The following is a 12,638-nucleotide window of genomic DNA, read 5'->3' on the forward strand; positions in this document are numbered from 1 at the left end:
CGCGTCTACCCGCGCTGGCACGCGGGGCACAGGTAGGTCGAGCGCTGCGCCTGCACGATGCGCCGGATCGGCGCGCCGCAGCGCGGGCAAGGCTGGCCTTCGCGTCCGTAGACGCGCGCCTCGGCCTGGAACGCGCCGGCGGCGCCGTGCGCATCGCGGAAGTCGCGCAGCGTCGATCCGCCCAGCGCCAGCGCACGCCCGAGCACTTGGCGCAGCGACGCCAGCAGCCGCGCGCTGCGTGCCGGCCCGACGCGCCGGCACGGCGTGCGCGGGTGGATGCCGGCGTCGAACAGCGCTTCGCAGGCGTAGATGTTGCCGGCGCCGACGACGACGTCGCCGGCCAGCAGCGCCTGCTTGATCGGCGTGCGCCGCCCGCGCAGCGCGGCGTGGAACGCGGCGGCGTCGAACGCCGGGTCGAACGGCTCGGCGCCCAGGCCGGCGAGCAGCTTGCCGGCCATGCCGGCATCGGGCGACGGTGACCACACCACGGCGCCGAAGCGCCGCGGATCGGTCAGGCGCAGCGTGCCGCGATCGGTGACGAGGTCGAAGTGGTCGTGGCGACCGCGGGCCAGACCGGTGTCGACCCAGGCCAGCGATCCTGACATGCCCAGGTGCAACAGCAAGCCGCCGCCCACCCCGCTGCCGGCGGCGCGCTCCAGCGGCAGCCACAGGTACTTGCCGCGGCGCCGGACCTCGCCGACCGTCGCCCCGACCAACGCCGCGGCATCGACGCCCAGCGGCCAGCGCAGCGCCGCACCGGTGTGCAGCGCGACGACGCGCGCGCCGTGCAGCGGCTCGGCGATACCGCGGCGCGTGACCTCGACCTCCGGAAGCTCGGGCATCCACCAATTATCTAGAATGAATTTTTGACGACAGGTTTGACGATGCCCACTGGCGGCCCGACGGTGCGACTTGGCGGCCCGCGTGCCTTGCGACCTGCCCGGCAGCGTCGCCTCGGCGGACCCCCGGCGTGGTGGCTGGCGGTCGCGATGGCGCTGCCGGCCTGCGCGCAGACCCCCGCCAATCCCAGCGCGCCCGGCACACCGGCGGCGACGCTGGCCGCTGCGACCACCGCCACCGAGCCGGCCGCGCCGCCGCGCTCGGCGCTCGACGCGCCGCTGTTCTATCAGCTGCTGATCGGCGAGTTGGAGCTGCGCGGCGGCGAGGTGGGCTATGCGTACCAAGTGATCCTGGACGCCGCGCGACGCACCCGCGACGAGGCGTTGTTCCGGCGCAGTGTCGAGATCGCGCTGCAGGCGCGCGCCGGTGAGCAGGCGCTGGCGGCGGCGCGCGCGTGGCGCGAAGTCGCGCCGGCGTCGGTCGAGGCGGCGCGCTTCGAGATCCAGCTGCTGCTGGCGCTGAACCGAGGCGGCGAGATCGCGCAGCCGCTGCGCACGCTGCTCGAACAGGCCAGCGACGCCGACCGGGCGGGCATGATCGGCGTGCTGCCGCGGCTGTTCCAGCGCCAGACCGACCCGTCGCTGATCGCGACGACGATCGAGCCGGTGCTCGCGCCATACGCCGAGCGCGGCGACACGCGCACGGCCGTGCGCGTGGCGCTGGCGCGGCTGTGGCGCAGCGCCGGGCAGCGCGACCGCGCGCTGGCGCTGCTGCGCGACGCCGCGCGCGACGACCCGCTCGCCCCCGCGCCGCTGCTGCTGGCCGTCGAGATGATGGGAGAGTCGCGCGATGCCGACGCGCTGCTCGCCGACGCGATGCGCTCGCCCCAGGTCGAACCCGAGGTGCGCGCCGCCTACGCACGCGCGCTGACCAGCGCGCAGCGCTACCCCGACGCGATCGCGCAGCTCGAGCAGGTCACGCAGACGCGCCCCGAGCTGCCGGGGCCGTGGCTGACGCTCGGCGCGCTGCGGCTCGAACTGCGCGACACCGCCGGCGCCGAGCAGGCGCTGCAGCGCCACGTCGAGCTGGTGCAGCGCAGCGACGCCGCCGATTCCCCGCCGGCGTCGGGCGATGCCGACGACGACGCGTCGCCAGGCGCACGGGGCTCGCTGACACAGGCCTGGCTGCTGCTCGCGCAGGCCGCCGAGCAGCGCGGCGACCTCGATGCCGCCGAACGCTGGCTCGCGCGCATCGACGACCCGGGGCAGGCGCTGCAGGTGCAGACGCGCCGCGCGACGCTGCTGGCGCGCCGCGGCGACGTCGATGCGGCGCGTGCGCTGGTGCGCGCGGTGCCCGAGCGCAACACGCAGGACGCACGCGCCAAGCTGCTGGCCGAGACGCAGGTGCTGCGCGAGGTCGAGCGCTGGGACGATGCCTACCGGGTGCTCGACACGGTCGGCGAGCGCTTCGCCGACGATACCGACCTGCTGTACGAGCAGGCGATGCTCGCCGAGAAGATGGACCGCCTCGACGACATGGAGCGGCTGCTGCGCCGCGTGATGGCGATCAAGCCCGACCACCACCACGCGCACAACGCACTGGGCTACTCGCTGGCCGACCGTAGGCTACGCCTGGACGAGGCGCGTGCACTGATCGTGCGCGCGCTCGAGCTGGCGCCCGGCGACCCGTTCATCACCGACAGCCTCGGCTGGCTCGAGTACCGGGTCGGCAACCTCGACGCCTCGGTGCGCCTACTGCGCGAGGCCTACGCGACGCGGCCGGACACCGAGATCGCGGCCCACCTCGGCGAGGTGCTGTGGGTCAAGGGCGAACGCGACGAGGCGCGGCGCATCTGGCGCGACGCGCAGCGCCGCGACGCTGGCAACAGCGTGCTGCGCGAGACGCTGGCGCGGCTGCGGGTCGACCTGTGACGCACGCCGCCACGCGCCTGGCGGCGCTGTGCGCGCTGGCGCTCGCCGGCTGCGCCGCGCCGCCCGCGGTCGAGGCGCCCGCGCTCAGCGGCCGACTGGCGCTGCAGGTGGCGGCGCACGCCGCCGAACCGGCCCGGCACCTGGGCGCGACCTTCGAGCTGCGCGGCAGCGCTGAGCAGGGCGAGCTGGCGTTGAGCACGCCGATCGGCAGCACGATCGCGCAGGCGCGCTGGTGGCCCGGCGACGCCGAACTGACCACCAGCGACGGCTCACGGCGCTTCACCGACCTCGATGCGCTGACGCAGCAGATGCTCGGCGAACCGCTGCCGCTGCCCGCGCTGTTCGATTGGCTGCGCGCGCGCCCTTGGCCCGGCGCCGACAGCGCCCGCACCGACGCCGGGTTCGACCAGTTGGGCTGGCGCGTGGACCTGAGCCGTCACGCCGAGGGCTGGGTGACGATGCAGCGCGCGCAGCCGCCGGCGGTGACACTGCGTGTGCGCCTCGACGACGCCCGCTGAGCACGCGTGATGGCGCTGCGCGCCCTTTACGACGTGCCGGCCCCGGCCAAGCTGAACCTGTTCCTGCACGTCGTCGGCCGGCGTGCCGACGGCTACCACCTGCTGCAGTCGGTGTTCGTGCCGATCGACTGGGCCGACACGCTGCACTTCGAGCGCCGCGACGACGCGCGGCTGCGGCGACACGACCTGGGCCCACCGCTGCCCGTCGACGACCTGTGCCTGCGCGCCGCCGCGCTGCTGCAGCGCGACAGCGGCACCGCGTTCGGCGCCGACATCTCGGTCGACAAGCGCGTGCCGTGGGGTGCCGGGCTCGGCGGCGGCAGTTCGGATGCGGCGACGACGCTGCTCGCGCTCAACCGGCTGTGGGGGCTGCACTGGTCGCGCGAGCGGCTGCTGGCGCTCGCGCCGCGCCTGGGCGCCGATGTCGCCTTCTTCGTCGGCGGGCGCGCCGCGTTCGTCGAGGGCATCGGCGAACGGCTGACGCCGATTGACCTGCCGCCGATGCGCTTCGTCGTCGTCAAGCCGACCGCCACCGTGTCGACGCCGGCGGTGTTCGCCAGCGAACGGCTCGTGCGCGACACCGAGCCTGTTATACTTTCGGGCTTTCTTGCACGCTTGGCGGCAGGGGGTGCGAGCCCGTTCGGTCGCAACGACCTGCAGCCGGTGGCCGAGGCGCAGTGCGCCGAGGTTCGCGAGGCCGGGCAGTGGCTCGCCGCGCGCTTCGGGCACAGCCGCATGACCGGCTCCGGCAGCGCCGTGTTTGCGAGAATCGACACCGTCGCCCTGCCCGAGGCGACAGGCGCCGCCGACGACGTGCTCGACACGCTGCCGGCGGGCTGGACGGGACGCCGGTGTCGCAGTCTGCCCACGCACCCGCTCGAGGGCTGGGCCGACTGAGGAGGTTTCAGGGTCGCGGCGCGAGCCGGGTCCCGTGGAGGGGAGTCGCCAAGTTGGTTAAGGCATCGGATTTTGATTCCGACATTCGAGGGTTCGAATCCTTCCTCCCCTGCCACATCCTTTCCTAGCCACCACCGTCCTGCCCGCCTCGCCGCGCGGCCGGCGCAAGGACTCCGTCGAGCCGCCCGTGCTGTTCAACACCGTTCTGTTCACCGGCAACGCCAACCCGGCGCTGGCGCTGGAGATCGCGACGCACCTGGGCGTCGAGCTCGGCCACGCCAAGGTCGGACGCTTCTCGGACGGCGAGGTCGACGTCGAGATCCAGCAGAACGTGCGCGCGCGCGACGTGTTCGTGATCCAGCCCACCGGTTCTCCGACCAACGAGAACCTGATGGAGCTGTGCATCATGACCGACGCGCTCAAGCGCGCCAGTGCGCGGCGCATCACCGCGGTGATCCCGTACTTCGGCTACGCCCGCCAGGACCGCCGCCCGCGCTCGACGCGCGTGCCGATCAGCGCCAAGGTGGTGGCCAACATGCTCGAGGTGGTCGGCGTCGAGCGCGTGCTCACGATGGACCTGCACGCTGACCAGATCCAGGGTTTCTTCGACATCCCGGTCGACAACATCTACGCGTCGCCGGTGCTGCTGTCGGACCTGAAGAGCCGCAACTACAAGGACCTGGTCGTCGTCTCGCCCGACGTCGGCGGCGTCGTGCGCGCGCGGGCGCTGGCCAAGCAGCTCGGCTGCGACCTGGCGATCATCGACAAGCGCCGCCCGCGGGCCAACGTGGCCGAGGTGATGCACGTCATCGGCGAGATCGAGCGACGCAACTGCGTCATCATGGACGACATGATCGACACCGCCGGCACGCTCGTGAAGGCCGCCGAGGTGCTCAAGGAGCGCGGCGCGGCCAGTGTCTACGCGTACTGCACGCACGCGGTGTTCTCGGGGCCGGCGATCGAGCGCATCCGCAAGTCGGCGCTCGACGAGGTCGTGATCACGAACACGCTGCCGCTCGGCGACGCGGCCAAGACCTGCCCGAAGATCCGCCAGCTGTCGGTGGCGTTCCTGTTCGCCGAGACGATCCGCCGCATCAGCGACGGCGAGTCGGTGACGTCGCTGTTTGCGGAGCAGAACAGTAATTTTTGATGGGAGAGCGGGCTCTTTCGGAGCCCTTTCCGTCGATGGGTGGCCGCCTCGGTCACCCTCGAAGCGGTGGGCCCGACGGCCCGCCAGTCCGGGCCCTGGTCGCGGGGCCGTTTTCAACTTGGAGTGACCATGAAGTTCACCGCTTTCGAGCGTTCGCTGCAGGGGACCGGAGCGAGCCGCCGCCTGCGCAACGCGGGCAAGGTGCCGGGCATCGTCTACGGCGCCGGCGAGCCGAGGATGATCGAGCTCGACCACAACGCGCTGTTCTTCGCGCTGAAGAAGGAGGCGTTCCACTCGTCGCTGCTCGACATGGAACTCGGCGGCAAAACCGAGAAGGTCCTGCTGCGCGACTTCCAGATGCACGCCTTCAAGCCGATCGTGCTGCACGTCGACTTCCAGCGCGTCGACGAGACGACGCGCCTGCGCAAGAAGGTGCCGCTGCACTTCAGCGGCGAGGAGAACTCGCCGGCGGTGAAGACCGACAAGTGCCTGGTCAGCCACGTCGCCACCGAGCTCGAGGTCGAGTGCCTGGCCTCGCAGCTGCCCGAATTCATCACGATCGACCTGTCGCAGCTGGTCAAGGGCCAGTCGCTGCACGCCAGCGACCTCAAGCTGCCGACCGGCATCAAGTACGTGCGCCGCGGCACGCTCAACCCGGTGATCGTCGCCGTGACGGTGCCCAAGGAAGAGGAAGAGGCCGCGCCGGCGCCTGTGGTGGCCAAGGCCGAGAAGGGCAAGCCGGCCAAGGGCAAGAAGGACGAGAAGCAGAACAAGAAGTGATCGCAGACGCGGCACCACAGCGTCTGTCCCCCCTTGGGCCCCGCTCTGGCGGGGCCCTTTCCGGTCCCGGGCCCCGCTTCGGTGGGGCCCTTTCCGTTCCCGGGCCCCGCTTCGGTGGGGCCCTTTCCGTTCCCGGGCCCCGCTTCGGTGGGGCTTCTTGTTGCCGTTCGCGCCCGGATAATCGATCGCATGATCCGACTCCTCGTCGGCCTGGGCAACCCGGGCCCCGACTACGAACCCACCCGCCACAACGCCGGTTTCTGGTGGGTCGGCGCGGTGGCACGCAAGCTCGGTGCGACGCTGGCCCCCGAGCGCGGCCACCAGGCAATGCTCGCGCGGGTGAACCGCGCGGGCGGCCCGCTGTGGTTGCTCGAGCCGCAGACGTACATGAACCTGTCTGGCCGCTCGGTGGCCTCGCTCGCTCGCTTCTACAAGATCGCGCCGCAGGAGATCCTCGTCGCGCACGACGAACTCGACCTGATGCCGGGCCAGGTCAAGCTCAAGCTCGGCGGCGGGCACGCCGGGCACAACGGATTGAGGGACATCGTCGCGCAGCTCGGCAGTGCCGACTTCTGGCGACTGCGACTGGGCATCGGGCACCCGGGCGTCAAGTCCGAGGTCGTGCACTACGTGCTGAAGAAGCCCGCGCCCGAGCAGCGTGAAGCGATCGAGCAGTGCATCGCGCGCACGCTCGACGCGCTGGACCTGCTGCTGGCCGGCGACATGGAGCGCGCGACGATGACACTGCACGCCAAGCCGGCGCGGCCGAAGCTGCCGCGCCCCGACGCCGCCCCGCCGGCGGCCGCGACGCCGTGAACACCCGTCACGCGCTGCTGGGTTGCGCGCTGCTGATGGCGCTGGACGCCGCCGCGCAATCGACGATCTATCGCTGCGGCGACGGTCGCGTGTTCTCGCAGGCCCCGTGCACCGACGGCCGAGCCCTGGTGGTCGACGCGCGCACCGACAGCGCTGCAGCGAGCGCGGCGCTCGACGTGGCCCGGCGTGAGGCCGCGCTCGCGGCACGCCTGACGCAGGAGCGCCGCTCGCGCGAGGCCGAGGCGTACGTGCTCAGGCGCGCCGCAGGCCTGCACACGGCGCCGCGCCCTCGCGACGACGACGAGCCGCGGCGCACATCGCGGCGCGGCAAGGCACCCAAGGCCGGCTGACCGCGACCGAGCGGCGCCGCAGCGTCAGCCAGCCGATGCGGCGGCCTCCGCCTGCAAGCGGCGGAATTTCGCCCACAGCGTGTCCTTCGACTCGACGCGAGCCGGGTCGACCGGGATGCACGCGACCGGACACAGCTGTACGCACTGCGGCTCGTCGAAATGGCCGACGCACTCGGTGCAGCGGTCGGGGTCGATGCGGTAGAACTCGTCGCCCATCGAGATCGCCTGGTTCGGGCACTCGGGCTCGCAGACGTCGCAGTTGATGCACTCGTCGGTGATCATCAGCGCCATGGCGCCAGGTCCTCCGGGTCTCGCGGGTTCAGGCCGACGACGCCACGCGCCCGTTCAGCCGTTCGAGCACGAAGGGTGACACGAACTTGGAGACATCACCGCCGAGGGTGGCAATCTCGCGCACGAAGGTGCCGCTGACGAACTGGAACTGGTCGCTCGGCGTGAGGAACAGCGTCTCGACGTGCGGCATCAGCTGGCGGTTCATGCCGGCCATCTGGAACTCGTACTCGAAGTCGCTGACCGCACGCAGCCCGCGCACGACCACCTTGCCCCCGTTGTCGACCACGAAGTCGCGCAGCAGCCCGCGAAAAGGGATCACCTCGATGTTGGGGTACGGCTTGGCCGCCTCCTTCGCGATCTCGAGCCGCTCGGCGATCGTGAACATCGTGCGCTTGTGGTGCCCGGCGGCGACGGCGACGATCAGTCGCTCGAACAGCCGACTGGCGCGCCGCATCAGGTCCTCGTGGCCGAGCGTCATCGGGTCGAACGTGCCAGGATAGACGGCGGTCAGGCGGGTCGTCGAGGTCACGGCGCGCTCCTGCGGTCGGGGTCCGGGTCAGTGTAGCTCGCGGGTTGCAGCAGATGGGCATGCACCGCGCCGGCGCGTGCGTGGCGGCGCAGCACCCATCCGGGTGCCGGCACGAACGCCTGCGATGCCTCCAGGTAGACGACGCCGCCCGCGCGCAGCAGCGGCCCTGCCGCCGCCAGCGCGGGCGCGGAGAGACCCGCGTCGAACGGCGGGTCGATGAACACCAGGTCGAAGCGGGCGGGCCCGCAGCGTGCCATCCACGTCAGCGCGTCGGCCGCGACGACCTGCACCTGGGCGGCCCCGAGCCGCTGCGCGCTGCGGCGCAGGCTGTCGATCAGCGCGGCGTCGCGTTCGACCAGCACCGCCTCGGCGGCACCTCGCGACGCCGCCTCGAAGCCCAGCGCGCCGCTGCCGGCGAAGGCGTCGAGCACGCGCCAGCCCGACAGGTCCTGCCCCAGCCAGTTGAACAGCGTCTCGCGCACGCGGTCGGGTGTGGGCCGTAGTCCGGGCCGGTCGGCCACCGGCAGCTTGCTGCGCTTGAAACGGCCGCCGATCAGTCGCACCTCGCGCGGTGGCGCGCCGCGCGGGCGGGTCACAGCCGCACCGGGATGCCGTCGCGCGCGAGCCGCGCCTTCGCCTGGGCGACCGTGAACTCGCCGTAGTGGAAGATGCTCGCCGCGAGCACCGCGTCGGCGCCGCCGATGCGGATGCCTTCCGACAGGTGCTCGAGCGCGCCGACGCCGCCCGAGGCGATCACCGGCACCGGCACCGCGTCGGCCACGGCGCGCGTGAGCTCGAGGTCGAAGCCGCTCTTGGTGCCGTCGCGGTCCATGCTCGTGAGCAGGATCTCGCCGGCACCGTGCTCGGCCATCCGCGAGGCCCATGCTACCGCGTCGAGCCCGGTGTTCTTGCGCCCGCCGTGGGTGTAGACGTCCCAGCCCGGGCCACGCGCGGCCAGGTCTTCGCCGTGCCGGTGCTTGGCGTCGATGGCCACCACGATGCACTGCGCGCCGTACCTGTCCGACGCGTCGCGGATCACCTGCGGGTTGGCGACCGCCGCCGAGTTGAAGCTGACCTTGTCGGCGCCGGCATTGAGCAACCGGCGCACGTCGTCGACGCTGCGCACGCCACCGCCCACCGTCAGCGGGATGAACACCTGCGAGGCCACCGCCTCGACGATGTGCAGGATGAGGTCGCGCCCGTCGCTGGTGGCGGTGATGTCGAGGAAGGTCAGCTCGTCGGCACCCTGCTCGTTGTAGCGCGCAGCGATCTCGACCGGGTCGCCGGCGTCGCGCAGCTCGACGAAGTTGACGCCCTTGACGACGCGCCCGCCGGTGACGTCGAGGCAGGGGATGATGCGCTTGGCCAGCATCAGGGGGCGCCGTTCAGTTCGTCCGCCCGCGATTGCGCGGCGGCGAAGTCGAGCGCACCGGTGTAGATGCTGCGCCCGCAGATCACGCCCTCGATGCCTTCGTCCTCGACGGCGCACAGGCGCTCGACGTCGGCGAGGTCGGAGAGGCCACCCGAGGCGATCACGGGGATCGTCAGTGCCTGCGCGAGCTTGACGGTCGCGTCGATGTTGATGCCGGTGAGCATGCCGTCGCGGCCGATGTCCGTGTAGATCACGGCCTCGACGCCGTAGTCCTCGAACTTCTTCGCCAGGTCGATCACCTCGTGGCCGGTGAGCTTGCTCCACCCGTCGGTGGCGACCTTGCCGTCCTTCGCGTCGAGCCCGACGATGATGTGGCCGCCGAACGCGGTGCAGGCGTCGCGCAGGAAGCCGGGGTTCTTCACCGCCGCGGTGCCGATGATGACGTAGCTCAACCCGTCGTCGAGGTAGCGCTCGATCGTGTCGAGGTCGCGGATGCCGCCTCCGAGCTGCACCGGGATCTCGTCGCCGACTTCCCTGAGGATGGCCCTGATCGCCGGTTCGTTGACGGGCTTGCCGGCGAAGGCGCCGTTGAGGTCGACCAGGTGCAGGCGGCGTGCGCCGGCGTCGAGCCAGCGGCGCGCCATCGCCGCCGGGTCGTCGCCGAACATCGTCGAGACGTTCATGTCGCCCTGTTGCAGGCGCACGCACTTGCCGTCTTTGAGGTCGATGGCCGGGATCAGCAGCATGGCTCGCTCAGAGCGGGGGTGGACAAACGGGGCGCGAGGAGCGCGTGGCGGACCGCAGCAGGGTGGTCAGGGCTTCCAGTGCAGGAAGTTGCGGTACAGGGCCAGGCCGTGGGCGGCGCTCTTCTCGGGATGGAACTGCGTCGCGAAAATGTTATCCCGTGCCAAGGCACAGGTAAAGCGCACGCCGTACTCGGTTTCGCCGGCGGTGTGGCGCGCGTCGGACGGTTGCGCGTAGTAGCTGTGCACGAAATAGAACCACGCGCCGTCGGGCACGCCCGCCCACAGCGGGTGCGCACGCGTCTGGAACACGCGGTTCCAGCCCATCTGCGGCACCTTGTAGCGGCTGCCGTCGGGCTGCAACTGCCCTTCCGGCCGGAAGCGCTTGACGCGCCCGCCGATCAGGCCCAGCCCCGGCGTGTCCTGCTCCTCGCTGTGGTCGAGCAGCATCTGCATGCCCACGCACACGCCCATCAGCGGCTTGTGCGCGGCGGCGTGCAGCACGGCGTCCTTCAACCCCGAGTCGTGCAGTTCGCGCAGGCAGTCGCGCATCGCCCCCTGCCCCGGCAGCACGACACGCTCGGCGGCGTAGACCTCCTCGGGGTTGGCCGTGACGATGACCCTGACGTCGGCATCGCGCGCCACGTGCGCGACCGCCTGCGACACCGAGCGCAGGTTGCCCATGCCGTAGTCGACGACGGCCACCGTTCTCGTCATGGCCTACAGCGTGCCTTTCGTCGACGGCACGACGCCCGCGGCGCGCGGATCGATCGCCGCGGCCATGCGCAGCGCGCGGCCGAAGGCCTTGAACACGGTCTCGCACTGGTGGTGCGCGTTGACGCCCTTGAGGTTGTCGACGTGCAGCGTCACCAGCGCGTGGTTGGCGAAGCCCTGGAAGAACTCGTAGGTGAGCTGCGTGTCGAAGCCGCCGACCATGCCGCTCGTGAACGGCACGTGCAGGTGCAGCCCCGGGCGGCCCGAGAAGTCGATCACGACGCGCGACAGCGCCTCGTCGAGCGGCACGTAGGCGTGGCCGTAGCGCACCAGGCCCTTCTTGTCGCCCACGGCCTTCGCCACTGCCATGCCGAGCGTGATGCCCACGTCCTCGACCGTGTGGTGACCGTCGATGTGCAGGTCGCCCTGCGCCTCGACCTCGAGGTCGATCAGCCCGTGGCGCGCGACCTGGTCGAGCATGTGGTCGAAGAAGCCGATGCCGGTGGCGAGCTTCGACGCGCCGGTGCCGTCGAGGTCGACCCGCACGCGGACCTGCGTCTCCCGGGTGTCGCGCCGGACTTCGGCGATGCGGTGGTCGGTCATCGTCACAGACTCGCTTTCAGGGCGTCGAGCATCAGCGTGTTCTCGTCGGGCGTGCCCACCGTCAGGCGCAGGCAGTTCGCCAGCAGCGGGTGCAGCGCCGACACGTCTTTCACCAGCACGCCACGCTGCTTCATGCCGGCGAAGGCGCGTGCGGCGTCGCTCACGCGCACCAGGATCATGTTCGCCTCGCTCGGGTAGGCGCGCACGCCGCCCATGTCGCGCAGCGCGCGCTGCAGCCGCTCGCGCTCGGCGCGCAGCAGCGCGGCCTGGCGCGCGTACTCGTCGGCGTGCTCGAGCGCGAACAGCGTCGCCTCCGCGTTGAGCACGCTGACGTTGTACGGCGGGCGCACCTTGTCGATCTGCTCGACGAGCGCCGCGGCACCGGCCATGTAGCCGAGGCGCACGCCCGCCAGCCCGAACTTGGACAGCGTGCGCATCACGAGCACGTGCTCGTGCGCCGCCATGCGCTGCATCCAGGTGCGCGACGCGAACGGCTGGTACGCCTCGTCGAACACCACCAGGCCGTGCTGCTGCGCGACCGCGCCGACGACGCGGTCGATCACGGCGTCGTCCCACAGGTTCGCGGTGGGGTTGTTCGGGTACGCGAGGTAGGTGATCGCCGGGCGGTGGCGCTCGATCGCGGCGAGCATCGCCGCCTCGTCGAGCTCGAAGTCGCTCGCGAGTGGGACGCCGACGAAGCGCAGGCCCTGCAGCTTCGCCGACATCTCGTACATCACGAAGCCGGGCACCGGCGCGAGGATCGTCGCGCCGGGCACGTCGCAGGCGAGCGCGAGCAGCGCGATCAGCTCGTCGGACCCGTTGCCCAGCATCAGCTGGCAGCCTGCGGGCAACTCGACAAAGCGCGCCAGCGCCTCGATCACGTCGGCCACGCACTGCGCCGGGTAGCGGTTGATCGCCACGCGGGCCAGCCGCTCGCCGAGTTCGCGCTGCAGCTCGGGCGGCAGGCGAAACGGGTTCTCCATCGCGTCGAGTTTCACGAGCCCGGCGCTGGGCTGGATCGCGTAGGCGTGCATGCTCTGCACGTCCTGGCGGATCGTGCACGCGATGCGCTCGGCGAGCGTCGGCGTCGCGCTCATCGCAGCC

Annotated in this window: 16 protein-coding genes and 1 tRNA gene; 8 read left to right on the forward strand and 9 right to left on the reverse strand. The window is 71.7% G+C overall.

The genetic code is table 11. The features are described 5' to 3' along the window. Positions 1-5 precede the first annotated feature (5 nt). Positions 6-842, reverse strand: a complete 837-nt coding sequence (gene mutM / locus PKC53_RS09100; RefSeq protein ID WP_324428157.1) for a bifunctional DNA-formamidopyrimidine glycosylase/DNA-(apurinic or apyrimidinic site) lyase — start codon at positions 840-842, stop codon at positions 6-8. Between the two features lie 147 nt (positions 843-989). Here mutM and PKC53_RS09105 point away from each other — a divergent pair, with 147 nt between their 5' ends. The 8 genes from PKC53_RS09105 to PKC53_RS09140 all read left to right on the forward strand — a co-directional run bounded on the left by PKC53_RS09105 (position 990) and on the right by PKC53_RS09140 (position 7,282). Beyond that, positions 990-2,771: a tetratricopeptide repeat protein gene (locus PKC53_RS09105; RefSeq protein ID WP_324428158.1), complete on the forward strand. Its 1,782-nt coding sequence runs from the start codon at positions 990-992 to the stop codon at positions 2,769-2,771. After that, a complete protein-coding gene (locus PKC53_RS09110) occupies positions 2,768-3,289 on the forward strand; it encodes a lipoprotein insertase outer membrane protein LolB (protein ID WP_324428159.1) in 522 nt (173 codons plus the stop codon). Before PKC53_RS09105 ends, PKC53_RS09110 begins: the two co-directional genes overlap by 4 nt. Before the next feature lie 9 nt (positions 3,290-3,298). Then, positions 3,299-4,186: a 4-(cytidine 5'-diphospho)-2-C-methyl-D-erythritol kinase gene (ispE, locus tag PKC53_RS09115; protein WP_324428160.1), complete on the forward strand. Its 888-nt coding sequence runs from the start codon at positions 3,299-3,301 to the stop codon at positions 4,184-4,186. Positions 4,187-4,224: 38 nt separating this feature from the next. Then, a tRNA-Gln gene (locus tag PKC53_RS09120) sits at positions 4,225-4,301 on the forward strand. 72 nt (positions 4,302-4,373) lie between these two features. Continuing rightward, entirely contained in the window at positions 4,374-5,336 is a 963-nt protein-coding gene (locus tag PKC53_RS09125; RefSeq protein ID WP_324428161.1) for a ribose-phosphate pyrophosphokinase, read from the forward strand. A gap of 129 nt (positions 5,337-5,465) precedes the next feature. After that, entirely contained in the window at positions 5,466-6,116 is a 651-nt protein-coding gene (locus PKC53_RS09130) for a 50S ribosomal protein L25/general stress protein Ctc (protein ID WP_324428162.1), read from the forward strand. 189 nt (positions 6,117-6,305) lie between these two features. Continuing rightward, positions 6,306-6,932 (forward strand): aminoacyl-tRNA hydrolase, encoded by a 627-nt coding sequence (gene pth / locus PKC53_RS09135; protein WP_324428163.1) that lies wholly within the window; start codon positions 6,306-6,308, stop codon positions 6,930-6,932. Then, the gene (locus PKC53_RS09140; RefSeq protein ID WP_324428164.1) at positions 6,929-7,282 is read left to right on the forward strand and encodes a hypothetical protein; all 354 of its coding nucleotides are present in this window, start codon (positions 6,929-6,931) and stop codon (positions 7,280-7,282) included. Before pth ends, PKC53_RS09140 begins: the two co-directional genes overlap by 4 nt. Positions 7,283-7,306: 24 nt before the next feature. Here PKC53_RS09140 and PKC53_RS09145 read toward each other — a convergent pair whose 3' ends face one another. From PKC53_RS09145 to hisC, 8 genes are all read right to left on the reverse strand, one after another. After that, a complete protein-coding gene (locus PKC53_RS09145; protein WP_324428165.1) occupies positions 7,307-7,573 on the reverse strand; it encodes a YfhL family 4Fe-4S dicluster ferredoxin in 267 nt (88 codons plus the stop codon). Between the two features lie 28 nt (positions 7,574-7,601). After that, positions 7,602-8,102, reverse strand: a complete 501-nt coding sequence (gene coaD / locus PKC53_RS09150) for a pantetheine-phosphate adenylyltransferase (protein WP_324428166.1) — start codon at positions 8,100-8,102, stop codon at positions 7,602-7,604. Next, a complete protein-coding gene (gene rsmD / locus PKC53_RS09155) occupies positions 8,099-8,698 on the reverse strand; it encodes a 16S rRNA (guanine(966)-N(2))-methyltransferase RsmD (RefSeq protein ID WP_324428167.1) in 600 nt (199 codons plus the stop codon). Before rsmD ends, coaD begins: the two co-directional genes overlap by 4 nt. Next, positions 8,695-9,474: an imidazole glycerol phosphate synthase subunit HisF gene (gene hisF, locus PKC53_RS09160; RefSeq protein ID WP_324428168.1), complete on the reverse strand. Its 780-nt coding sequence runs from the start codon at positions 9,472-9,474 to the stop codon at positions 8,695-8,697. The genes rsmD and hisF overlap by 4 nt, the downstream gene beginning before the upstream one ends. Then, positions 9,474-10,220, reverse strand: a complete 747-nt coding sequence (gene hisA / locus PKC53_RS09165) for a 1-(5-phosphoribosyl)-5-[(5-phosphoribosylamino)methylideneamino]imidazole-4-carboxamide isomerase (RefSeq protein ID WP_324428169.1) — start codon at positions 10,218-10,220, stop codon at positions 9,474-9,476. Before hisA ends, hisF begins: the two co-directional genes overlap by 1 nt. A 66-nt stretch (positions 10,221-10,286) precedes the next feature. Next, positions 10,287-10,934, reverse strand: a complete 648-nt coding sequence (hisH, locus tag PKC53_RS09170) for an imidazole glycerol phosphate synthase subunit HisH (protein WP_324428170.1) — start codon at positions 10,932-10,934, stop codon at positions 10,287-10,289. A gap of 3 nt (positions 10,935-10,937) precedes the next feature. Then, entirely contained in the window at positions 10,938-11,534 is a 597-nt protein-coding gene (gene hisB, locus PKC53_RS09175) for an imidazoleglycerol-phosphate dehydratase HisB (RefSeq protein WP_324428171.1), read from the reverse strand. Positions 11,535-11,536: 2 nt separating this feature from the next. Beyond that, positions 11,537-12,631, reverse strand: a complete 1,095-nt coding sequence (gene hisC, locus PKC53_RS09180) for a histidinol-phosphate transaminase (RefSeq protein ID WP_324428172.1) — start codon at positions 12,629-12,631, stop codon at positions 11,537-11,539. Positions 12,632-12,638: the final 7 nt, after the last annotated feature.

It is taken from the genome of Azohydromonas sp. (genome assembly GCF_035325925.1).
Taxonomy (GTDB): Bacteria; Pseudomonadota; Gammaproteobacteria; order Burkholderiales; family Burkholderiaceae_C; genus Calidifontimicrobium.

Bases quoted from the DNA above. Each gene is read 5' to 3' on its own strand.
- pth (WP_324428163.1), top strand. From the start codon at position 6,306: ATGATCCGACTCCTCGTCGGCCTGGGCAACCCGGGCCCCGACTACGAA.
- PKC53_RS09105 (WP_324428158.1), top strand. From the start codon at position 990: ATGGCGCTGCCGGCCTGCGCGCAGACCCCCGCCAATCCCAGCGCGCCC.
- ispE (WP_324428160.1), top strand. From the start codon at position 3,299: ATGGCGCTGCGCGCCCTTTACGACGTGCCGGCCCCGGCCAAGCTGAAC.
- hisC (WP_324428172.1), bottom strand. From the start codon at position 12,631: ATGAGCGCGACGCCGACGCTCGCCGAGCGCATCGCGTGCACGATCCGC.
- hisA (WP_324428169.1), bottom strand. From the start codon at position 10,220: ATGCTGCTGATCCCGGCCATCGACCTCAAAGACGGCAAGTGCGTGCGC.
- hisF (WP_324428168.1), bottom strand. From the start codon at position 9,474: ATGCTGGCCAAGCGCATCATCCCCTGCCTCGACGTCACCGGCGGGCGC.
- hisH (WP_324428170.1), bottom strand. From the start codon at position 10,934: ATGACGAGAACGGTGGCCGTCGTCGACTACGGCATGGGCAACCTGCGC.
- hisB (WP_324428171.1), bottom strand. From the start codon at position 11,534: ATGACCGACCACCGCATCGCCGAAGTCCGGCGCGACACCCGGGAGACG.
- mutM (WP_324428157.1), bottom strand. From the start codon at position 842: ATGCCCGAGCTTCCGGAGGTCGAGGTCACGCGCCGCGGTATCGCCGAG.
- PKC53_RS09145 (WP_324428165.1), bottom strand. From the start codon at position 7,573: ATGGCGCTGATGATCACCGACGAGTGCATCAACTGCGACGTCTGCGAG.
- PKC53_RS09130 (WP_324428162.1), top strand. From the start codon at position 5,466: ATGAAGTTCACCGCTTTCGAGCGTTCGCTGCAGGGGACCGGAGCGAGC.